This is a genomic window from Streptomyces sp. NPDC096013 (genome assembly GCF_044763565.1).
Taxonomy (GTDB): Bacteria; Actinomycetota; Actinomycetes; order Streptomycetales; family Streptomycetaceae; genus Streptomyces.
The window spans coordinates 42096-62677 of the sequence record NZ_JBIWGK010000010.1 but is presented as its reverse complement, the minus strand read 5'-3'; the positions used below and the strand labels follow the sequence as shown (position 1 = coordinate 62677).

Sequence of the window (20582 nt, the reverse complement as noted above, 5' to 3'; positions counted from 1 at the left end):
CGCATTTCAGGCGGCGTCTCCGGTGGCCGTGGAGGAGGCCGACGAGGACGCGTCGGGGCTCGCGGCGAGGAAGGACTTCCAGCCGCCGGCCGGGGCCTGGCCGACGTCGAGGCCGCGCAGCTTGGCGAGCACCTCGGGCTTCTGCACGTCGATCCAGTCGGTGAACTGCTTGAAGGAGACGAGGCGTACGTCCTCGCCCTTCTCCTTCAGCCGGGCGATGTGCTTGAAGGCCTGCTCGACGGCGTCCATGTAGATGCCGCCGTTCCAGTGCTCGAAGTGGTTGCCGATGAAGAAGGGGGCGCGGTTGGTCTCGTACGCCCGCTGGAAGCCGGAGATGTAGGCCTGCGCGGCCTGGGTACGCCAGCCCGGGTAGTTGTAGGCGGGCGCGTTGGTGGAGTTGACCGACTGGTTGGCCAGCATGTTGTAGTCCATCGAGAGGACCTCGAAGCTGTGCCCGGGGAAGGGGACGGCCTGGAGCGGGTAGTCCCAGACGCCGTTGCGCTTGACGGGCCAGACCTGACGGCCGCCGGGCGAGGAGGCGTCGTAGCGCCAGCCCAGCGAGCGGGCGGTGGGCAGCAGGTTGTCCTGGCCGAGCAGGCAGGGGGTGCGGCCGCCGACGAGTTCCTTCTCGTAGTCGAAGGGCAGGGACGGCAGGTTCGTCCAGCCGGTGTTGGTGCGCCACTCCTTGACGAAGGACTTGGCCTGGTCGATCTCGCTGCGCCACTGCTGGGGCGTCCAGTGGGCGACCGTGCCGTAGCCGGAGCAGAAGTGGCCGTTGAAGTGGGTGCCTATCTCGTGGCCTTCGAGCCAGGCGCGGCGGACGTTGGTGAGGGTGGCCTTGACGTGTTCGTCGGTGAGGTAGCCGATGTCGGAGGCGCCGCGGGCGTTGTTCGGCGGGTTGTACAGGCGCTTCTTCGACTCGGGCAGCAGATAGAGGCCGGAGAGGAAGAAGGTCATGCTCGCGCCGTGCTGCTTGGCGAGGTCGAGGAAGCGGGGGAACAGGCCGTTGCCCACCTCGCCCGCGCCGTCCCAGGAGAAGATCACGAACTGCGGCGGGGTCTGGCCCGGCTCCAGCGGCACCGGCTTCGCGGGCTGCTTGGGCTGCGCGCCGGTGAAGGACGTGGAGCCGTCACCGATGGGCTTGGCGCGCGGCTCCATCGACTTGGTGGGGCCGCCGGAGTGTCCCTTGCCCGAACCGCCGGAGGGGCTCGGCTTGTCCGAGCCGAGCGTCCCGCACCCCGCGAGTCCTACGGCCGCCGCGGCGCCCGCACCGACTCCGAGTGCGCCTCGTCGAGTGAGACTCCGCATTGCTTCCCCATCCGTCGCGTCCTCTGTGGTCTACCTGTGAGAGGACGCGACGGACAAGAAAGTTCGCCGAGAACGATGTGGGTTGCGAAACAAATGTCACAGGGCCGTCACCGGATCCGCCCCTGACGAGTGATCAACCCGTCTTTTTCAGGCGCCGAACGCCTTGTCCTTGCCCTTGACGGGCTTGGCGCCGGCGAGGAGATGGGCCGGGACGAGATCGCGGGCCGGCTCGGTGTAGCCGACGGACACGATCTTGTCGCCGCGGTAGGTGAACGTCGTCAGGGACGCGAGGGTGCACTGCCGCTTGCGCGGGTCGTGCCACAGCCGCCGCCGCTCGACGTACGACCGCACGATCCAGATCGGCAGCTGATGGCTGACCAGCACCGCCTCGTGTCCGCGCGCGGCGTCCTTGGCGGCGTCCAGCGCGCCCATCATGCGGACGACCTGATCGACGTAGGGCTCACCCCACGACGGCTTGAACGGGTTGACCAGGTACTTCCAGTTGTCCGGCTTCTTCAGCGCGCCGTCGCCCACGCCGAAGGTCTTGCCCTGGAAGACGTTCTCGGCCTCGATGAGCCGCGCGTCGGTCCCGAGGTCGAGGCCGTGCGCCTTGGCGATCGGGGTGGCGGTCTCCTGCGCGCGCTCCAGCGGGGAGGCGACGACGTGGGTGACATCGCGGGAGGAGAGGTGCTCGGCGACCCGGTCGGCCATCTGCCGCCCCAGCTCGGAGAGGTGGTAGCCGGGAAGACGGCCGTAGAGGACGCCGTCGGGGTTGGCGACCTCCCCGTGCCGCATCACATGGACGACGGTGATGTCACTGCTGCTCATTCGGTGGCCTCCGCCGCCGCTCGGGCCGCCGCCGGGAGGGCGTCGGCGATCCGCTGGATGGCCCGTTCGTCGTGGGCCGTGGACACGAACCAGGACTCGAAGGACGAGGGCGGCAGATAGACACCGTTCGCCAGCATCGAGTGGAAGAACGCGGTGAAGCGGTACGACTCCTGCGCCTTGGCGTCCTCGTAGGTGCGCACGCTCCGGTCGGTGAAGAACACGGAGAACATGTTGGAGGCGTGCTGGATGCGGTGCGCGACGCCTTCCTTGGCGAGCGCCTCGGTGACCAGGGCCTGGATCTGCGCGGACACGGCGTCGATCGTGTCGTAGGCCGCGTCGTCGAGGAGGCGCAGCTGGGCGAGGCCCGCGGCGGTGGCGACGGGGTTCCCGGAGAGGGTGCCGGCCTGGTAGACGGGCCCGGCGGGGGCGAGGTACGCCATGATGTCGGCGCGCCCGCCGAACGCGGCGGCGGGGAAGCCGCCGCCCATGACCTTCCCGAAGGTCATCAGGTCGGGTACGACCCCGTCGATCCCGAACCAGCCGGCCCTGCTGGTGCGGAACCCGGTCATGACCTCGTCGGAGATGAAGAGGGCACCGTTCTTCCGGCAGGCGTCCTTGAGCCCCTGGTTGAACCCGGGCATCGGCGGCACGACACCCATGTTCCCCGGCGAGGCCTCCGTGATCACGCAGGCGATCTCACCAGGGTGCCGGTGGAAGGCCTCGTTGACGGCTTCGAGGTCGTTGTACGGCAGCACGATCGTGTCGCCCGCCTGGGCGCCGGTGACGCCGGGGGTGTCGGGCAGCGCGAAGGTGGCGACACCGGAACCGGCGGCGGCGAGCAGCGCGTCGACGTGACCGTGGTAACACCCGGCGAACTTGATGACCTTGGGCCGGCCGGTGAACCCGCGGGCGAGCCGGATCGCGGACATCGTGGCCTCGGTCCCGCTGCTCACGAGCCGCACCTGCTGCACGGGCTCGACGCGGGCGACGATCTCCTCGGCGAGCGCGACCTCGCCCTCACCCGGGGTGCCGAAGGAGGTGCCGCGCGAGACGGCGTCGTGGACGGCGGCGATCACCTCGGGGTGCGAGTGCCCAAGGATCATCGGGCCCCAGGAGCAGACGAGGTCGACGTACTCGCGGCCGTCCGCGTCCGTCAGATAGGGGCCGGTGCCGGACACCATGAAGCGGGGCGTGCCGCCGACGGCACGGAAGGCGCGCACCGGGGAGTTCACGCCGCCCGGGGTGACGACCGCCGCACGGTCGAAGAGAGCCTGCGAGACGGGTGCGTCGTAGGGGTACGGCAGGGCGTGCGGCGCCCCGCTCGCCCCTCCGCTGGGCGTTTCGCTGGGCGTTCCGCTGGACGTTTCGGTCATGACCTGCGACTTCTCCGGCTTCTCGGACTTCTCGGATCACTGGGGTCCGGTGACTCAGGGACCTCCTCAGGGTAGGCGGCGGGAGAACGGGCAGGGGCCCCCACCCGTCTGCGAGACTGGGACCTGATACACACAGGGACACACAGCACATGCGGGCGCCGGTGTTCAGGGCTTGCGCAGATCCTGCGGACAGGTGTTTCAGCGCACGTTTCGGCGGGCGGCCGTGGGGGAGGTCACTGACACGATGATCGGGTTGCGCGGCGAGGGCCACGCGTCCTGGAAAAGCAGTCGGGTGGAGATATGCATCGCGGTGGCGGACTGGGCGAGGGGACTGACGACCTGGGTCCTCGGCGTGCCCGGCGGGGGAAGCACCGGCGCGACGCGGAGGAGGCCGCCGAGGCGGCACGGCAGAGTGGTCCCGGGTCCGGGGGGTCCGGTGGATCCCATGTGGGTTCGGATGAGTCGGATCGCGACGAGCGCCGTATCGAACGTCGGATCGATCAGTTGCGGGCGGGGAGCAGGAATGGTGGTCGGGTGGGGGTGACCTACAAATACTTCGGCGCGCCCGACGGCGCGACCGCGGCCCGCGTCCCGATCTCGATGCGCCCCGAGGAACTGGGCGGCGACGAGCTCGGCATGAACGGCATGTTCACCAAGATCAAGCCGGAGACGATGGCCGCGATGGTCCTCACCGGCATCGAGGGCGTCCCGCTCAACAAGGTGCCCCCGCTGGAACTGGTGGTCCTCCACCCCGACTACGCCGTCGTCAAACTCCCGATGACGGTCGTCGACCCGCTGCGCGGAATCGGCGAGGAGGCGGTGGGCGCGGCGGCGTTCATCTGGTCGACGGTGCCGGACCGGGGTGGGCCTCGGGACGCGTTCAATGTGTACCAGTTGCTGCACGAGTGGCAGGACTTCAGCCACCGGTTGCATGAGGCGGGGCATCAGCCGTACTGCCTTGTGTGGCCTTGAGTCGGGGTTCGGCCGTGACGTGAGGTGAGGTGAGGGGCGGGGTCTTCGGGCCTCGCCTTTTTCGTGTTCGGGGGCGTTGGGGTGGGTGCGGGGCGCCGGGGCGGTCAAGGAGTGGCGGGGCGGGGGGCGCCGTTTGTACAGTGCGGGCCTGAGCCCGACGGTCGGCATGCCAGGATGATGATCTGACAGCCACTCACCAAGACGGAGCCTGGCCCCATGACCTCTCCCAGCGGAGACGGCAGTGACGCGCAGCCACTGATCATCGACACCAGCAAGCCCCACCCGGCCCGGATGTACGACTACTTCCTCGGCGGCAAGGACCACTACGAGGTCGACCGGGAGGCCGCCGAGCAGTTCATCAAGGCGGCACCGGAGGTGCGGGAAGGGGTCCGGGCGAACCGGCGCTTCATGCACCGCGCCGTCCGGCACATCGTCGCCGAGGGCGGGGTGCGCCAGATCCTCGACATCGGCACCGGCCTGCCCACCGAGCCGAACGTGCACCAGATCGCGCACGCCATCGCCCCTGACACCCGGATCGTCTACGTCGACAACGACCCGATCGTCAGCACCCACTCGATGGCCCTCATGGAGGACACCGACACCTCCGTCATCCTGGCCGACCTGCGCGACCCCCGCACGATCCTCGACCACCCCGAGGTCCGCAAGGCCATCGACTTCGACCAGCCGGTCGCGGTCCTGCTGGTCGCCGTCGTCCACTTCCTGTCCGACGAGGGCGATCCCTACGGCATCGTCGCCACCCTGCGCGACGCCCTGCCGACCGGTTCCTACCTCGTCCTCTCGCACGCCACCGGCGACGTCCACGAGGACGGCCGGCACGACGCGGCCTCCGTCTACAACCGGGCCACCGCGACCCTCAACCTCCGCTCCCACGCCCAAGTCCTGGACTTCTTCGGCGACTTCACCCTCGTCGACCCGGGCCTGGTCCGCGTCACGCACTGGCGCCCGGAGGAGACCCCGGCGCCCGGCGCCACGCCGATCGGGATCTACGGCGGAGTCGCCCGCAAGGACAACTAGCCATCGGTGTGGTGCACGGCAGTTGGTCGCCCAGCCCGTCCAGCCCGCCCAATCCGCCCGGATCGCGCAACCTGTCGTGGTCCGGGCGGAGTTGGACGCCCTGCCGCGCAACGGGCCGTCCCCCGGGCGGGGGTGGTGCCAGCCGTACCCCGGACCGGGCAGCCCACCCCCTCGTGGCGGGAGCCCGGCGACGGCATCGTTGACCTCGCAAGGCCAAGGTCGACGACTCGCCGGAAGGAACCGCCCGCCATGTCCCACACCGCCGTCTCCCTCACGAAGAACGCCCGCACCACCCGGCCGTCCGCCACCCGGCGAACCCCCAGCGGCACGCCCCGCGTCATGCCCCTCTGGCAGGCGATGGCCCACCTGTTCACCCCGGCCGACGGCACGGCGGCACGGCCATGAACTCCCGCTCCACCTACCCCTATTGAGCGGCGCCGCTCCGCTCACCGACACCACCGCCCCGGCGGCGACACATCACACCCACCGGGACCGCCGGGAAAGCCGGGCCTGCGGGGTCACCCCGCGTGCACCTCGCGTTCACGTCCCCCGCGAAGCATGCCGCTCATGAGACGTGTCACCCCCGCCCTGGTCCTGGGCGTCACCGCGCTGCTGGCCACCCCCTTCGCCGCCCAGGCCGCCCCCGGTCACGGCGGCGGCGACGCCCACGCCGACAGCTTCGGCACGAAGGCCGTGTACCAGCCGGAGCAGGACTCCCGCTCGTACCAGAAGGTCCCGGCCGGCTTCACCCCCGTCTTCACCGAGAACGTGTCGCGGCACGGGGCCCGTTCCGCGACCGACAGTTCGGACGGCGACCTGATCCTCGCGCTCCTCGACAAGGCCCGGGCCGAGGGTCAACTCACCGCGAAGGGCCGGGAGTTCGGGCCGAAGGCCAAGGCCCTCGAAGCCGCCATGAGCACCGTCGGCTACGGGAACCTCAGCGCGCGCGGCAAGGAGGAGATCCACGACACCGCCGTACGCATGGCGAAGCGGCTGCCGACTCTCTTCGCGTCGATCGCGAAGAAGAAGGAGACCATCGACGTCGTCAGCTCGGGTCAGGGCCGTGCGGTCGACAGTGCCAACCTCTACGGCGCGGCCCTCGCCCAGACCGACCCCGATCTGACCTCCCTGATCGGCACGACCCGTACCGACAAGGACCTGCTCTACTTCCACAAGGCGGACGGGGGTGCCGCGTACCGCGACTACATCGCCAACGACCAGCGGCTCGCCACCACCCTGAAGACCCTCACCGACCAGCCGAGGACGCACCGGGCCGCCCGTGACGTACTGAGGAAGCTGTTCACGCCGGCGTTCGTGGACCGGATCACGGCGGGCGAGTTCGCGTCGATCGGCACCGACGTCGAGGCCGCCACCGCCGTCTACAACCTGTACGCCATCGCCCCCGCGATGAGCGAGGAGAGCCCGGGCGGCAAGGGCTGGGGCATGGACCGGTACCTCTCGGCGGCCGACGCCGACTGGTTCGGGTACGTCTCCGACACCGAGGACTTCTACGAGAAGGGGCCGGGCTTCGCGGACAGCGACATCACGTACAGGATGGCCGGTGTCCTGCTCGACGACTTCTTCAAGAAGGCCGAGGCCAAGCGCGACGGCACCAGCGGCCTGGGCGCCGAACTCCGCTTCACGCACGCCGAGGAGATCATCCCGCTGGCCGCGCTGATGGGCCTCCCGGGCAGCACCCAGGGCGTCACCGCCGAGCACCCGTACACCTACGCCACCAACTCCTGGCGCGGCGCGGCCGTGGCCCCCCTCGGCTCGAACATCCAGTGGGACGTCTTCCGCAAGGGCAGCACCTACCTGGTCCGCATGCTCTACAACGAGAAGGAGACCGCGTTCAAGGCGGGCTGCCGTCCCGTCTCCAAGGGCAGCAAGTTCTACGACCTGAACGAACTGGAGCGCTGCTTCGGCCGGACGGGCTCCAACGGCTGACCCGGCGACCGGCCGAGACCAGCTGACACCGGTTGAGGCGGATCGAGGCCGACGGACTCCCGCCCAGGCAAGTCAGTTCCGCAACCCCGCCCCGGGCACGTCAGTTCCGCAGCCCCGGCCGGGTGCCCCGGGACCCGGGCCCCGGCTCCGCCGCGCCGCCGACCGTGAAGCCGATCACCGAGCCGCCGCCGTCCCGCCGTAGCGCGAAGGGTGCTCCGCCGTGGGCCAGGGCGACCTCGCGGACGATGGAGAGGCCGAGGCCGGAGCCGGGAAGGGAGCGGGCGTCGGCGGCGCGGTAGAAGCGGTCGAAGATGCGGAAGAGGTCGGTCTCGGAGACGCCGGGGCCCCGGTCGAGGACCTCGACGCGGACCGTGCCGGGGAGGGCCGGGCCCGAGACCGCGATCTCGATCGGGGTCTGGCCTGCGCGGTCGAACTTGGCCGCGTTCTCGACGAGGTTGGAGATCGCGCGCTGGAGCATGCCGGGGCGGCCGTCGGTCGTGGTGTCGCCGCTCGCGCGGACGGTGATGTCCCGGCCGGTGCGGCGGCGGGCCAGGCCCGCCACGTCCTCCGCGATGTCGGCGAGGTCGACCTGCTGGGGCGGCTCGGTGTCGGACTGGCCGGCCGCGAGGTCCACCAACTCGTTGACCAGGTCGGTGAGTTCGCGGGCCTCCTGCGAGAGGTCGGCGACCAGCTCCTCGCGCGTGGCGGGCGGCAGCTCGTCGATCCGCCGCAGCAGCGAGATGTTCGTACGGAGGGAGGTCAGCGGGGTGCGCAGCTCGTGGCCCGCGTCCTGGATCAGACGGCGCTGGTCCTCCTCCGACTGCGCGAGCCGGCCGAGCATCCGGTCGAAGGCGCGGCCGAGGCGGCCCACCTCGTCGTAGCCGGTGACCGGCACCTGGACGCCGAGGCGGCGGGTGCGGGCCACGTCCTCGGCGGCGGCGGTGAGCACGATCAGCCGGCGCGTGATGCGCCGCGCCAGCCACCAGCCGCACAGCCCGGCCAGCACCACCACGGCCGCCATCAGCACGAACGTCCGCTGCTGAAGGGCCCGCAGCAGATCCTCCGTGTCGCTGAACTCCTGCGCGACCTGCACCGCGCCCCGCCCGGCCCCGAGCGAGACGGTCGCGATGCGGTACACGTCCTCGGCGACGGCGACGTCCTTGTGCTCGGCCGTCTTCCCGGCGATCCGCTCGCCCGCGATCGCCCGGTCGTCGCCGGTGACGGGCAGCGCCGGGCTGCCGCTGTCGAGGACACCGCCGTCCGGGCCGAGCACCTGCACGTCCGTGCGGGCGGGGCGCACGATGTCGTGGCCGGGCGCGGAGGACGAGAAGTCGTCCGGGGTCATCTGGTGCGTGCGCACCTCGTCCTGGAGATCCTGGACGACCTGGTCGAACACGGACTCCTGATCGACGCGGACCAGGCGGGCCGCCGCGCCGTACGACAGCACGCCGACGAGCAGGGTGACGGCCGCGGTCACCGCCGCGAAGGACACCACGAACGTGGTGCGCAGCGAGACGAGCCTGGGTCGCCTGGTGGCCACGAACCGCCGCAGGCGGCCCACTCAGTCCTCCCGCAGCACGTAACCCACGCCACGCACCGTGTGGATCAGCTGCGGCGCGCCGGGCTGGTCGAGCTTGCGGCGCAGGTAGCCGACGTAGACGGCGAGGTTCTTGGAGCCGGGGCCGAAGTCGTAGCCCCAGATGCGGTCGTAGATCGTGGAGTGGTCCAGGACGATGCCCGCGTTGCGGACGAGGAGTTCGAGGAGTTCGAACTCGGTCCGGGTCAGCTCCAGTTCGCGGTCGTCGCGCCAGACGCGGCGGGCCTGGAGGTCCATGCGGAGACCGGCCGCGGAGATCTGCTTGTCGGAGGACATCGCCGTGTGCGGGTCGTCCCGCAGTACGTCGGGGGCGGTGCCGGGGATTCCGGACGGGCCGGGGGTTCCGGGGACGCCGTTCGCCGGGACCGGGCTGGTGCGGCGGAGCAGCGCGCGGAGCCTGGCGAAGACCTCCTCCACGTCGAAGGGCTTCACGACGTAGTCGTCGGCGCCGGCGTCGAGACCGGCGATGCGGTCGGCGGTCTCCACGAGTGCCGTCAGCATGAGGATCGGGGTGCGGTCGCCCTCCGCGCGCAGCACACGGCAGACCTGGAGGCCGTCGATGCCGGGCATCATGACGTCGAGGAGCAGGATGTCCGGCGGGGTGCGGTGCGCCTGCGCGAGCGCCTCGACACCGTCGGCGACCGCGGTCACCTGGTAGCCCTCCAGGGTCAGGGCCCGCTCCAGGGCATGACGGATGGCGCGGTCGTCTTCGGCGAGCAGCACAGTCTGGGGCACGTCATCCAGTGTGCCAAGGCCTCCGGCGGTGGGGCGGTGGGGGCGGGTCTACGATCACCCTTTTTACCTGGCTCTCACCGAGGTGGGCGCAACCCGGCCCCCGCTCCTACCGTCTTCTCACGGTCGGGTGCGGCAGACCCGCCCGGGGGCCGCGCCCCCAGCCCCCCGGGCCCCGCTTCGGCCCTGAACGGAGCCTCGTCCTCACCCGCCGGACGGGCCGATGTTCAGTGCCGCCAGCTGGTCCGCGAACGGTACGACCGCCGGCCTGTCCGCCGGGCGCGCTGCCGACAGGCCCCGCATCAGGGCGGCCAGCTCGCCCGCCGCCCGGTCGACACGTTCCGGGAGGCCCTCCGCGCCCCAGTCCTCCGAGGCGGCGTAGACCGCGGTCGGGACGACGATCGCCCGGAGGTAGGCGAACAGCGGGCGGAGGGCGTGGTCCAGGACCAGGGAGTGGCGGGCGCTGCCGCCCGTCGCCGCGATCAGGACCGGCTTGCCGGCCAGCGCGTCCTTCTCCAGGACGTCGAAGAAGGACTTGAACAGTCCGCTGTACGACGCCGAGAACACCGGGGTGACGGCGATCAGGCCGTCCGCCTCCGTCACCGCGGCCAGCGCGGACGCCAGCTTCTTGCCGGGGAAGCCGTTGGTGAGGTTGTGGGCTATCTCGACCGCGAGGTCGCGCAGCTCCACGACCTGGATCTCCGCGGGGACGCGGTCCGCCGTGGCGGTGGCCAGGCGGTCGGCCAGCAGGCGGGTGGACGAGGGGACGCTCAGGCCCGCCGAGACGACGACCAGCTTCATGCGACGGTCACCCCTTCCTTCTCCTCGGCTTCCTCGGCCGCCGCACGCAGCGACTCGTGGGTCGGCGCGTCCGGCACATTCGCCGGGCGGTTGGCCGCGAACTCCTTGCGCAGGACGGGTACGACCTCCTCGCCCAGCAGGTCGAGCTGCTCCAGGACCGTCTTGAGCGGCAGCCCGGCGTGGTCCAGCAGGAACAGCTGGCGCTGGTAGTCACCGGCGTAGTCGCGGAAGGCGAGGGTCTTCTCGATGACCTCCTCCGGGGAGCCGACCGTCAGCGGGGTCTGGTCGGTGAAGTCCTCCAGGGAGGGCCCGTGGCCGTAGACCGGGGCGTTGTCGAAGTACGGGCGGAACTCGCGGACGGCGTCCTGGGAGTTCTTCCGCATGAAGACCTGGCCGCCGAGCCCGACGATGGCCTGCTCCGGTGTGCCGTGCCCGTAGTGCGCGTACCGCTCCCGGTACAGCTCGACCATCTGCTTGGTGTGGTCGGCCGGCCAGAAGATGTTGTTGTGGAAGAACCCGTCGCCGTAGAAGGCCGCCTGCTCGGCGATCTCGGGGCTGCGGATCGAACCGTGCCAGACGAACGGCGGTACGTCGTCCAGCGGGCGGGGCGTCGAGGTGAACCCCTGGAGCGGCGAGCGGAACTTGCCCTCCCAGTTCACGACGTCCTCGCGCCACAGGCGGCGCAGCAGGGCGTAGTTCTCGATGGCGAGGTTGATGCCCTGGCGGATGTCCTGGCCGAACCACGGGTACACCGGGCCGGTGTTGCCGCGGCCCATCATCAGGTCCACCCGGCCGTCGGCCAGGTGCTGGAGCATCGCGAAGTCCTCCGCGATCTTCACCGGGTCGTTGGTGGTGATGAGCGTGGTGGAGGTGGAGAGGATCAGCTTCTCCGTCCGCGCCGCGATGTAGCCGAGCATCGTGGTGGGCGACGACGGCACGAACGGCGGGTTGTGGTGCTCACCGGTCGCGAAGACGTCGAGCCCGACTTCCTCGGCCTTCAGCGCGATGGCGACCATGGCCTTGATGCGCTCCCGCTCGGTCGGCGTCCGTCCGGTGGTCGGGTCCGGTGTGACATCGCCGACGCTGAAGATCCCGAACTGCATGGTCGTTCACCCTCCAGGTTGTTGATTATTCAACTATACCCCCCAACGGCTACCTCGCCGCACATATTCCGCGGGGGGGGGGCCGGGGGGCGGGGTGGGGCGGATTCCGGAGGGGTGCGGGCGGACTCGGTGCCGGTGCGTGGGCGGGCCCGGGTGCGGCTGACGCCGACGCCTGGGAGGCCGGGGCGGGGACGATGCCGTGCCCGCGCAGGCCGGGGCGGGGCTGACCCCGACACCGAAGCTGGCCGGAGCGTGGGCGACGCCGGTGCCGGCCCGCGTGCCTCTGACGCCAGTGCCGGAGCCGCCGCGGCCCGGGCGGGGGCGGCTCCGACGCCTGGGCATGTCCGCGCGGGGTCGATGCCGTGCCGCGCAGTCCCGGACTGGGCTGACTCCAACGCCTGAGCCCGCCCGCGCCGAGTCGATGCCGGTGCCGGAGCTGGCCCGAACGGGGCTGACTCCAACGCCTGAGGCGGCCCACGCGGGGTCGATGCCGACGCCTGGGCAGGCCCGGGTGAAGCTGCCGCCAATGTCCGGGTCGGCCCCCGTCAACGTCACCCCCCGGCCGTTGTCAGTGGCTCGTCCTACGATCGCCTCATGGCCGTCCCGGACCGTGACACCCGAGGAATCGTCGACCCCGCCGAGCTCCTCGCGCGCGTGCACTTCCGCCGCCCCGAACCCGCCGGGCCCCTCCGCCCGTACATCGAGCACTACTGGCTCATCGACTGGGACCTGACCGAGCCCTACGTCTCCCACGTCGTCCCGCACCCGGCCGTGCACATCGTCTTCCAGCGGCTCGCGGGCGAGGACGCCTTCGTCGAGGTCGCGGGCATCCCGCACGGCCTCTTCGCCCAGAAACTGGAGGGACGGGGACGGGTCTGCGGCATCAAGTTCCGGCCCGGCGCGTTCCGTTCGGTCGCGCCGGACCGCCCGGTGTCGGAGTGGACGGGACGGCGGGTCCGGCAACCCGAGGTGTTCCCCGGCACCGACCCCGCCACGGTCCTGGACCCCGCCGACGAGACCGCCCGCGTCGCCGCGCTCGACGCCTTCCTGCTCGCCCTCGTCCCCCGCCCCGATCCGCAGACCGACCTCGCGACCACCCTGGTCGACCGCATCCGCACCGACCGCACGATCCGCCGCGTGACCGACTTCGCCCGCGCGGAGGGCCTCTCCGTACGGCTGCTGCAACGCCTCTTCGCCGGCTACGTCGGCGTCGGCCCGAAGTGGGTCATCCTGCGCTACCGCATCCACGACGCCCTGGAGCGGGCGGGCGTCGGCGAGCCCGTGGACTGGGCAGGGCTGGCCGCCGACCTCGGCTACGCCGACCAGGCCCACCTGGTCCGCGACTTCACAGCCACGGTCGGGGTGACCCCGACGGCGTACGCGCAGGGTGCGCAGAGCGGGCAGGGCGGGCGCTGACGCCGGTTTCCCGATCCCGCGTGCGCCTTCGGCGGACCAGCGGCACTGGGCCGACGCACCCACCCGCCCGCTGGTAGCTTTCGCAGCGGCCGGACGACAGCGGGAAGAGAGCACGGTGCACCGAACCCAGACCCTGACCCGTTGGTTCACCCAGGACAACAACCCCATGCAGGTCTTCGGGACGGTCGCCGGCATCGTCGTCGGCGCGATCGCGGTGCGCCCGATCGGCACCTCCGGCACAGGGCTCGCGGTGCTGTGTCTGCTCGTCCTGGTCTCGCTGATGACGTGCACGCGGCTCATCCCCGAGGACCGGCTCTCGCCCCGCGCGCAGCTCACGGTGCTCTGCGTCTGGTCGCTCGGGGCCGCCGCGCTGCTGGCTCTCGACCGGTCCGGTGCCTCGGCCCTGTTCGCCTACTTCGTCACCGGGCACGCCGGGTACCGCCTCGACAGCCGCCGCTCCCTGCCCTTCGCCGCGTGCACCAGCATCCTCTGCGCGGGGGTACTGCTCCTGCCGTGGGGCGGGCACCACACCTCGTGGATCGTGGGCGCCTTCACCGGGGTCAGCGTGCTCGTAGGCATCTCCAACCGCGCCCACGCCGAGGCACTGCGCTCCGCGCGGGCCGCCGCCGAGCAGGCGGAGCTGGCCGCGCGGGCCGTGGCACGGGCCGAGGCGCTCGCCGAGCGGGCTCGGATAGCCCGGGACGTGCACGACGTACTGGCCCACTCGCTGGCCGGGGTGAACATGCAACTGGAGGTCACCGACGCCCTGTTGGAGTCCGGCGACATCGGGCGGGCCCGGGAGGCGGCCCAGCGGGCGCAGAGCCTGGTGCGCTCGGGGCTGACCGAGGTGCAGCGCACGGTCGGGGACCTGCGCGAGGACGCGCTGCCGCTGGTGGAGACGTTGCGGTCCATGCTCGAATCCGCGACCGGCGCCGGTACCCTGACCGTCGACGGGCCGCCGCGTGAACTGCCCGTCCGCCGCACCCAGGTGATCGTGCGCTGTGCCCAGGAGGCGCTGACCAACGCGCACAAGTACGCACCCGGCGCCCCGGTCCGCATGCGCCTGGAGTACCTGGAACAACGGGAGGGGCTCCCGGAGGAGACCGTCTTCGAGGTGGTCAACTCCGCGCCGCCGGAGGGCTCTCGGCCCTTGGCGGGAGCGGGGAGCGGGATGGGACTCGTCGGGATGCGCGAGCGCCTCGACCTGGTGGGCGGCACGGTCACGGCCGGGCCGATCGTGGACGGCGACGACGCGGGAGGATGGCGAGTGCGCGTGGTGATCCCGGCATGAGCGACGAGAAGCAGGGGCAGCGACAGGGGCAGGAGCAGGAGCAGGCGGATGCTCGGCGCGAGCAGCAGGGCCTGGTCCGGGTGGTCGTCGCCGACGACCAGACCGCCGTGCGCGAGGCGCTGGCGACCGTACTGGATCTCCAGCCCGGCGTGGAGGTCGTCGCGACGGCCAAGGACGGCGGGGAGGCCGTGCGGGCCGCCGAGGAGCACTCGCCGGACGTGATCCTGATGGATCTCAACATGCCGCGGGTGGACGGGGTGGAGGCCACCCGGCTGATCGCCGAGCGCTTTCCCCGGGTCGCCGTCGTGGTGCTCACCACCTTCGCCGACGAGGAGTACATCCTCGCCGCGCTCGGTGCCGGCGCCCGCGGCTACCTCACCAAGGAGTCCGGCCGGCAGGACATCACCCGCGCGGTGCGGGCCGCGGCGGCCGGGCAGTCCGTGCTCGACCCCGCCGTACGGGACCGGCTCGTCGCCGCCGCCGCGCGGGGCGGGGTCCCCGCCGAGCGGCCTGCCAGCGGACTCGCCCCGGACCTCACCCCCCGGGAGGTCGAGGTCCTCACCCTGATCGGCGAGGGCCTGACCAACCGGGGCATCGCGGAGCGGCTGGTGGTCAGCGAGGCCACGGTGAAGACCCATATCAACAACCTCTTCGCCAAGGCCCATCTGCGGGACCGGGCGCACGCCGTGAGGTACGCGTTCACCCACGGACTGGTGAAGACCCACGGGTGAGGGTCCCGGCCGGTGCCGGCAGGCGGACGCGGGCCAGCAGCAGGAACACCCGGGTGAGGACCATGGCCAGCGCCATGATGACGAAGAACGGCGCGACGGCGTCCTGCGCTATGTGGTGGTCCAGCATGAACGTGCCGAGGTGGTCGCGGAACCAGGTGTTGTGCTCGGCGAGGAAGATGAAGGCGACGCGCAGGGCGACCACCGCGGTCCAGATCGCCACGAAGCCCGCGCCGCACCGGGTGTGCACCTTCCCCGTGCCCGGGTCCCGCTCGACGCCGGTCGTGAGCGTCGCCACGAGACCGCAGGCCAGTCCGATCGCGGCGCCCACCAGATAGACGACCACGTCGGCGTGGTGGGCGGGCATCCCCTTCAGATAGAAGTAGCCCACCGCGGACACCGTGCCGATCGGCATCAGCACCTTGTGCAGGTCGTACTTCCGGCGTCCGTACTGCGTCAGCATCATCACCGCGAAGATGCCCCCGCTGATCGTCAGCGCCTGCTCCATGTCCGTCATGACGTCGCACTCCTCGGTCTCCGGCGGTGGTCCCGCCGCGCGTTTTCCTGAGGACGACTCTTCCGCCGGAGCCGGGAAAGCTCCCGGACCCACGGGTGGAACTCCGGGTGGAGATGACAGGTGGAGCCGCCTCTTGGGGGCGGTCGCCGGGCGGTCCGCCGCCGGTGACCGCCCCTGCGGCTCAGCGCTTGAGCGTGAACGTGAAGTCGCCGGTGAGCCGGGCGTCCAGCCGGACCCCCGACACGAGGCTCCCGTCCGCGATCAGCCTCCCGGCCTCGGCCCGTGACAGACCGCAGCCCTCGGCGATCAGCCGTACCGGCCGGACCGGTATCCGCGCCCCGAACCGCACCGCGACGTCGATCACCTCGTGGTCGAGGTGCTCCGTTCCGCCGGTGTCGAGACGCCAGGCTCCGGCCCAGTCGAGGGCGATGCGGTTACGTCGCCGCAGCACCGGGTCCTGGAGCAACTCGGCTGCCAGGACGGGGTCGTTGGCGTGCAGCCGGTCCAGGAGTCCTGGCGGTACGGAGCGCACGTTCGCCCGCTCCAGGACCGTCAGCTTCGTGGTGGCCCCGCAGCCGTCGCAGAGCGCGAGGAGCCAGGCGTCGATGAGTTTGTGATGGGCGTTGACACGGAACTTGCCGTGCGCGCGGAAGCGTTCGGACGCGCACGCGTGGCAACGGCGGAGGACGAGCGGAAGGCAGGTGGGCATGACAAACCAGGTCGCGAGCACAGAAGTACACCGGTTCCAGTGAGAAGTCCGCAGCGGAAAGAGGCGCGGCGCACAGACGCGACGCGCGACAGATCAGCACTCGGGAGGTCTCACACGGTGTGCAACGGAACGTCCTTGCCCAGACGACGGGATTCCACAGCACGCTAACGGCGTCCGACGGCGCCGCTCAACGGGTTTTCGGCGCCGTGGGCGCTACACGTCCCCCGCACGCAGCCGCGCGATCTGCTGCCCGCTGAACTCCACCGTCCGCCTCATGTGCCCGACGATCACGGCGAGTTCGGCGTCGCCGAGATCGTCGAAGAGGGTGAACCAGCCGCCGCCGAGCCGGTTCCATGTGCGCCCGAACTCGGCGATCTTCTCCGGCACGGTCGCCACCAGCACCCGCCGCCGGTCCTCCGAGTCCCGCTCACGGACCACGTAACCGGCCCGCTCCAGCCGGTCCACGAGCCGCGTCGCCGACCCCGTCGTCAGCCCGGTCAGCTCGGCGACCCGGCCCGTCGTCACGGGCCCGGCCTCCAGGGTGAGCAGGTTCAGACACTGGAGATCGGTGGGGTGCAGCCCGAGGCGGTCGGCGACGGCCTGGTTGAACAGGGCGTAGGACGCCATGTACCGGCGCGACACGGAGGACAACTCGTGCAGCAGCCGCGCCCGCGCGTTCCCGGACATGTCGCACCCCTCGTCGCCTGTGCCGTCCCGCGCGTGCCGTCCGTGCCGTGCGGAGATCGAGATCGTACGACGTGCTCGCGGGCGCGGCTCCGCGCTCTCACGGGTGTGGCTCAGAAGTAGTAGGTGTCACCGGTGTCCAGGACGAGCACCCGCTGCTGGTCGTTGGCCCGGTTCCCGTCCACCGCGCCCCCGCCCCACAGCGTGTCCAGCTCCATCAGCACCTCGGAGGACGTGTCCCGCATCCGTACCCGCAGGTCGATCCGTTCGCCCACGCCGTCCGCGGCGAGCGCCCCCGTCCGGCAGACCACCGCCCGCTCCCCCGACCGCGCGCACCCCTCCGGCAGCGTCTGCGCGTCCGCGAGCGGCTTCGACCAGCGCAGCCGTACGGTCGCGTCGGGCACCGCGGACGGGCCGTGGTTGCGCGGGGTGAACCGGACGTCGACCCGCCCGGCGGTCATGGCGGCGGAGCCGTGATAGGCGAGATCCGCCTCCGGGCCGGGGAGGTCCGGGTGCCCCGGCGCCGCGCCCATCACCGCCAGTGCGGCACCCCCTGCCGCGAGAATCCGCAGTACCCCTGGTACCCGCATGCGATCCGCTCCTCAGTACGCCGCGCCCCTGCACCACGCCACCGTGGTCGTACGGATGTATCCCCCGCGGAGCGGGTGACAGGCGCCCTCCAACAGGTGACAGCCGCGTGATCTGATGGCGCCCATGCTCGTGCTCCGCTCCGCAGCCCTCTTCGTCGTCGCCGCCTTCTTCGAGATCGGCGGCGCCTGGCTGGTCTGGCAGGGGGTGCGCGAACACCGCGGCTGGCTCTGGATCGGCGGCGGGATCATGGCCCTCGGCGTCTACGGCTTCGTCGCCACCTTCCAGCCCGACGCCCACTTCGGCCGCATCCTCGCGGCCTACGGCGGGATCTTCGTCGCCGGTTCACTGGCCTGGGGCGCGGTCGCCGACGGCTACCGGCCCGACCGCTGGGACATCGCCGGCGCCCTGATCTGCCTGGCCGGGATGGCCGTGATCATGTGGGCGCCGAGGGGGAACTGACCCGGAACCGGGCCCGCCTATCCTGGACGGAGTCGTACGTACGATCCCGTCGAACCGTCCCCAGGAGCAGCCCATGGCCACCGCCGCACCGTCCGCCGCCTCCCGAATCGCGGTCGTCACCGGGGCGAGCGGCGGCATCGGCGCCGCCACGGCCCGGCAGCTCGCCTCCGCCGGGTACCGCGTCGTCGTCACCGCACGCCGCAAGGACCGTATCGAGGCGCTCGCCGAGGAGATCAACGCGAACGGCGGCCAGGCCACGGCCTACGCCCTCGACGTCACCGACCGGGCCGCCGTCGACGAGTTCGCGACCGCGTTCAAGACGATCGGCGTCCTGGTCAACAACGCGGGCGGCGCGCTCGGCGCCGACCCGGTCGCCACCGGCGACCCCGCGGACTGGCGCACGATGTACGAGACGAACGTCCTCGGCACCCTGAACATCACGCAGGCCCTGCTCCCGGCCCTCACCGCGAGCGGCGACGGCACGGTCGTGGTCGTCTCCTCCACGGCGGGCCACGGCACGTACGAGGGCGGCGCGGGCTATGTCGCCGCCAAGCACGGCTCGCACGTCCTCGCGGAGACGCTGCGGCTGGAGATCGTCGGCACCCCGGTGCGGGTCATCGAGGTCGCGCCCGGCATGGTCAAGACGGACGAGTTCGCGCTGACCCGCTTCGGCGGCGACGCGGAGAAGGCGGCGAAGGTCTACGCGGGCGTCGCCGAGCCCCTCACCGCCGACGACGTGGCCGACACCATCACGTGGGCGGTCACCCGCCCCAGCCACGTCAACATCGACCTCCTCGTCGTCCGCCCCCGCGCCCAGGCCTCGAACACCAAGGTCCACCGGGAGCTGTGATGACCGGCGAAGCGGGCCGCCCGGACGGCCCCGACAACTCCCAAGAGGCCCTGGACAAGCGCCGGTTGGCCGAGGAGACCAGGAACGAACGCAAGGTCTGGTACTTCCTCGGCTACTTCCTCTTCGGCATCCATGTCGTCGCGTTCGTGATGATCTACGCGGTGACCCACGCCCCGAACAAGTAGGCGCGGCGCGGCAGTCGGGCCTCATGGCGCAGGCGTCGCCCGCACCGTGGTGGTGATCAGGCTCGCGTCGTGCATGAACAGGACCAGCGGACAGGATTTGGCCCGGTCGTGACCGGTACCGCTCTTCGCATCCGAACCCGAATCCGAATCGCACGCGGCAAGGCCTGTGGTGGCCACCGCAGCCATCCCCGGAACCCGCCCTCAAAGGCACGCCTTGTGGTCATCATCCGCATCTCCATTCACCTCGCCCGGATTCAGTTCAGGGACTTGATGATGCGATCGATTCGCACCGCGGCCTTCTCCGTGGTGCCCTTGATGTAGAAGCCGTCAACGGCCGCATAGGTGACGTGGTCGAAATTCCACTTGTCGGGCATGTTCTTCGCGCCGCCCTCGAACATCGACATGACGAACGTGCTGGAAAAGGACGAGTTCTCGCGGATCGTGTTCGCGGTCGAGGTGGACAACTCCGGCTCCACGCCCGCGAAGACGCCCTTGCCGACCTGGAAGACCCAGAGCGGCAACTGGGTTGTCCCGGTGGGGGTGAAGGTGACCCGACCAGCCAGAAGCCGACGGCGCCGGGGTACTGGCTCTCGACGTGCGCCACGGCCGCGCCGGCGAGGTCGGCGGAGATCGGGAGGGTGCCGTCGGCCATGACGGAGTCCTGCATCACGCAGGACTGCACGTTGTAGTTGGCCAGGACGGCGATCGGGTTGCCGTCGAGGTCGTTGAAGCGGGCGACGTACACGCCCTTGTCGGAGGGCAGTTGCTCATTCACGCCGAGCCAGTAGCCGTCCGCGGTCAGGACGTTGCGGTTCACGTTGACGTCAACTCGACCGGAGCCGTAGCCGACCTCGGCGTCCTGGAGGTTCTTCACGGCGTCGGCGACGGCGGACTTGGTGGCGGCGACGATGTTCTGGACGTACGCGGCGGCACCGGCCGAGGACGAACTCGCCCGCACATGCGGCGCGGAGAAGCAGTGGGTGACGGTGACCATGATGTTCGCGGCGGCCACACCGGTGCCCCGGTGATCGCGTCCCGCATCAGCGCGACCGCCTCCGCGCTGATCGAGGTCAGGTCCAGCACGGCCGGCGCGATCCGCCGGGACCCGGACTCCACCAGCAGCACACGGACGTTGAGGTCGTCGTGCACGGCGGTGAAGTTGTCCAACGGCAGCAGCGAGGCGGCGGGCGTGAAGGCGGTAACGGCCCCGGCCGCCACCACGGCCCGCCGACTCAACTCACCCTGATTCTCCTGCTGTTCACGCATGTGCTGTCCTCCGAGACACTGCGGGTGGGGGTGGGACCAACTCCCGCGCAGCATCACAGTTAAATTCGAGGGCAGCAATGAGGGACGCGTACAATCAATGCTTTCGCGAATGGCGTATGCATTTTGACGTGCGACGCTGGCTGGAATTCGCAGCAATAGGAAGCGAATTCACAGCGGGGTCAGAGAGACC

25 protein-coding genes are annotated in these 20582 nt (G+C 71.1%); 12 read left to right on the top strand and 13 right to left on the bottom strand.

From position 1 onward, the window contains the following. Positions 1–6: 6 nt before the first annotated feature. The 3 genes from ACIRB1_RS30085 to hemL form a co-directional block, all read right to left on the bottom strand. Positions 7–1308 (bottom strand): hypothetical protein, encoded by a 1302-nt coding sequence (locus ACIRB1_RS30085; protein WP_352184990.1) that lies wholly within the window; start codon positions 1306–1308, stop codon positions 7–9. Between the two features lie 147 nt (positions 1309–1455). Then, positions 1456–2136, bottom strand: coding sequence for a histidine phosphatase family protein (locus ACIRB1_RS30080; protein ID WP_352184991.1), 681 nt, complete (start codon positions 2134–2136; stop codon positions 1456–1458). After that, positions 2133–3440, bottom strand: a complete 1308-nt coding sequence (gene hemL / locus ACIRB1_RS30075; protein WP_352185044.1) for a glutamate-1-semialdehyde 2,1-aminomutase — start codon at positions 3438–3440, stop codon at positions 2133–2135. The genes ACIRB1_RS30080 and hemL overlap by 4 nt, the downstream gene beginning before the upstream one ends. A 369-nt stretch (positions 3441–3809) precedes the next feature. Between hemL and ACIRB1_RS30070 the strand changes: the two genes are divergently transcribed. The 4 genes from ACIRB1_RS30070 (at position 3810) to ACIRB1_RS30055 (ending at position 7463) form a co-directional block, all read left to right on the top strand. Further along, a complete protein-coding gene (locus ACIRB1_RS30070) occupies positions 3810–4481 on the top strand; it encodes a hypothetical protein (protein ID WP_266769625.1) in 672 nt (223 codons plus the stop codon). A 216-nt stretch (positions 4482–4697) separates the two neighbouring features. After that, a complete protein-coding gene (locus ACIRB1_RS30065; RefSeq protein WP_352184992.1) occupies positions 4698–5516 on the top strand; it encodes an SAM-dependent methyltransferase in 819 nt (272 codons plus the stop codon). Positions 5517–5765: 249 nt separating this feature from the next. Continuing rightward, a complete protein-coding gene (locus ACIRB1_RS30060; protein WP_403467634.1) occupies positions 5766–5921 on the top strand; it encodes a hypothetical protein in 156 nt (51 codons plus the stop codon). Positions 5922–6083: 162 nt separating this feature from the next. Next, entirely contained in the window at positions 6084–7463 is a 1380-nt protein-coding gene (locus ACIRB1_RS30055) for a histidine-type phosphatase (RefSeq protein WP_403467633.1), read from the top strand. Positions 7464–7563: 100 nt separating this feature from the next. Here ACIRB1_RS30055 and ACIRB1_RS30050 read toward each other — a convergent pair whose 3' ends face one another. From ACIRB1_RS30050 to ACIRB1_RS30035, 4 genes are all read right to left on the bottom strand, one after another. Next, the gene (locus tag ACIRB1_RS30050; RefSeq protein WP_403467632.1) at positions 7564–9024 is read right to left on the bottom strand and encodes an ATP-binding protein; all 1461 of its coding nucleotides are present in this window, start codon (positions 9022–9024) and stop codon (positions 7564–7566) included. Continuing rightward, positions 9025–9795, bottom strand: coding sequence for a response regulator transcription factor (locus tag ACIRB1_RS30045; RefSeq protein WP_403467631.1), 771 nt, complete (start codon positions 9793–9795; stop codon positions 9025–9027). Positions 9796–9996: 201 nt separating this feature from the next. Further along, on the bottom strand, positions 9997–10593 hold the full coding sequence (locus ACIRB1_RS30040) for an FMN reductase (RefSeq protein ID WP_403467630.1): 597 nt from the start codon (positions 10591–10593) through the stop codon (positions 9997–9999). Continuing rightward, the gene (locus ACIRB1_RS30035; protein ID WP_403467629.1) at positions 10590–11696 is read right to left on the bottom strand and encodes an LLM class flavin-dependent oxidoreductase; all 1107 of its coding nucleotides are present in this window, start codon (positions 11694–11696) and stop codon (positions 10590–10592) included. The genes ACIRB1_RS30040 and ACIRB1_RS30035 overlap by 4 nt, the downstream gene beginning before the upstream one ends. Before the next feature lie 594 nt (positions 11697–12290). On the opposite strand from ACIRB1_RS30035, the gene ACIRB1_RS30030 reads away from it, so the two are divergent. The 3 genes from ACIRB1_RS30030 (at position 12291) to ACIRB1_RS30020 (ending at position 15134) form a co-directional block, all read left to right on the top strand. Next, positions 12291–13112 carry a DUF6597 domain-containing transcriptional factor gene (locus tag ACIRB1_RS30030; RefSeq protein WP_403467628.1) on the top strand — a complete coding sequence of 274 codons (822 nt, stop codon included), beginning with the start codon at positions 12291–12293 and terminating at the stop codon, positions 13110–13112. 115 nt (positions 13113–13227) lie between these two features. Then, a complete protein-coding gene (locus ACIRB1_RS30025; protein ID WP_352185000.1) occupies positions 13228–14403 on the top strand; it encodes a histidine kinase in 1176 nt (391 codons plus the stop codon). Continuing rightward, positions 14400–15134 carry a response regulator transcription factor gene (locus ACIRB1_RS30020; RefSeq protein ID WP_352185001.1) on the top strand — a complete coding sequence of 245 codons (735 nt, stop codon included), beginning with the start codon at positions 14400–14402 and terminating at the stop codon, positions 15132–15134. Before ACIRB1_RS30025 ends, ACIRB1_RS30020 begins: the two co-directional genes overlap by 4 nt. On the opposite strand, the gene ACIRB1_RS30015 is transcribed toward ACIRB1_RS30020, so the two are convergent. The 4 genes from ACIRB1_RS30015 to ACIRB1_RS30000 form a co-directional block, all read right to left on the bottom strand. Beyond that, entirely contained in the window at positions 15103–15648 is a 546-nt protein-coding gene (locus ACIRB1_RS30015; RefSeq protein WP_352185002.1) for a hypothetical protein, read from the bottom strand. The genes ACIRB1_RS30020 and ACIRB1_RS30015 overlap by 32 nt on opposite strands. Before the next feature lie 181 nt (positions 15649–15829). Further along, positions 15830–16357, bottom strand: coding sequence for a DUF1062 domain-containing protein (locus ACIRB1_RS30010; RefSeq protein WP_352185003.1), 528 nt, complete (start codon positions 16355–16357; stop codon positions 15830–15832). Between the two features lie 213 nt (positions 16358–16570). Beyond that, on the bottom strand, positions 16571–17044 hold the full coding sequence (locus ACIRB1_RS30005) for a MarR family transcriptional regulator (protein WP_352185004.1): 474 nt from the start codon (positions 17042–17044) through the stop codon (positions 16571–16573). Between the two features lie 110 nt (positions 17045–17154). Continuing rightward, positions 17155–17631 (bottom strand): hypothetical protein, encoded by a 477-nt coding sequence (locus ACIRB1_RS30000; protein ID WP_352185005.1) that lies wholly within the window; start codon positions 17629–17631, stop codon positions 17155–17157. A 124-nt stretch (positions 17632–17755) separates the two neighbouring features. On the opposite strand from ACIRB1_RS30000, the gene ACIRB1_RS29995 reads away from it, so the two are divergent. The 3 genes from ACIRB1_RS29995 to ACIRB1_RS29985 all read left to right on the top strand — a co-directional run bounded on the left by ACIRB1_RS29995 (position 17756) and on the right by ACIRB1_RS29985 (position 19126). Then, positions 17756–18091, top strand: coding sequence for a YnfA family protein (locus tag ACIRB1_RS29995; protein WP_352185006.1), 336 nt, complete (start codon positions 17756–17758; stop codon positions 18089–18091). Positions 18092–18164: 73 nt separating this feature from the next. Then, positions 18165–18941, top strand: a complete 777-nt coding sequence (locus tag ACIRB1_RS29990; RefSeq protein WP_328830808.1) for an SDR family NAD(P)-dependent oxidoreductase — start codon at positions 18165–18167, stop codon at positions 18939–18941. After that, entirely contained in the window at positions 18941–19126 is a 186-nt protein-coding gene (locus ACIRB1_RS29985; protein ID WP_403467627.1) for a hypothetical protein, read from the top strand. The genes ACIRB1_RS29990 and ACIRB1_RS29985 overlap by 1 nt, the downstream gene beginning before the upstream one ends. A 21-nt stretch (positions 19127–19147) precedes the next feature. Here the strand turns inward: ACIRB1_RS29985 and ACIRB1_RS29980 are convergent, their stop codons facing one another. Further along, positions 19148–19303, bottom strand: coding sequence for a hypothetical protein (locus ACIRB1_RS29980; protein ID WP_403467626.1), 156 nt, complete (start codon positions 19301–19303; stop codon positions 19148–19150). A 77-nt stretch (positions 19304–19380) separates the two neighbouring features. Continuing rightward, complete coding sequence (locus ACIRB1_RS29975; protein ID WP_403467625.1) at positions 19381–19647, bottom strand: hypothetical protein; 267 nt, start codon at positions 19645–19647, stop codon at positions 19381–19383. 375 nt (positions 19648–20022) lie between these two features. On the opposite strand from ACIRB1_RS29975, the gene ACIRB1_RS29970 reads away from it, so the two are divergent. Both ACIRB1_RS29970 and ACIRB1_RS29965 read left to right on the top strand, forming a co-directional pair. Continuing rightward, positions 20023–20154, top strand: a complete 132-nt coding sequence (locus ACIRB1_RS29970) for a hypothetical protein (protein WP_403467624.1) — start codon at positions 20023–20025, stop codon at positions 20152–20154. Then, positions 20151–20372: a hypothetical protein gene (locus tag ACIRB1_RS29965; RefSeq protein ID WP_403467623.1), complete on the top strand. Its 222-nt coding sequence runs from the start codon at positions 20151–20153 to the stop codon at positions 20370–20372. The genes ACIRB1_RS29970 and ACIRB1_RS29965 overlap by 4 nt, the downstream gene beginning before the upstream one ends. Positions 20373–20582 lie beyond the last annotated feature (210 nt).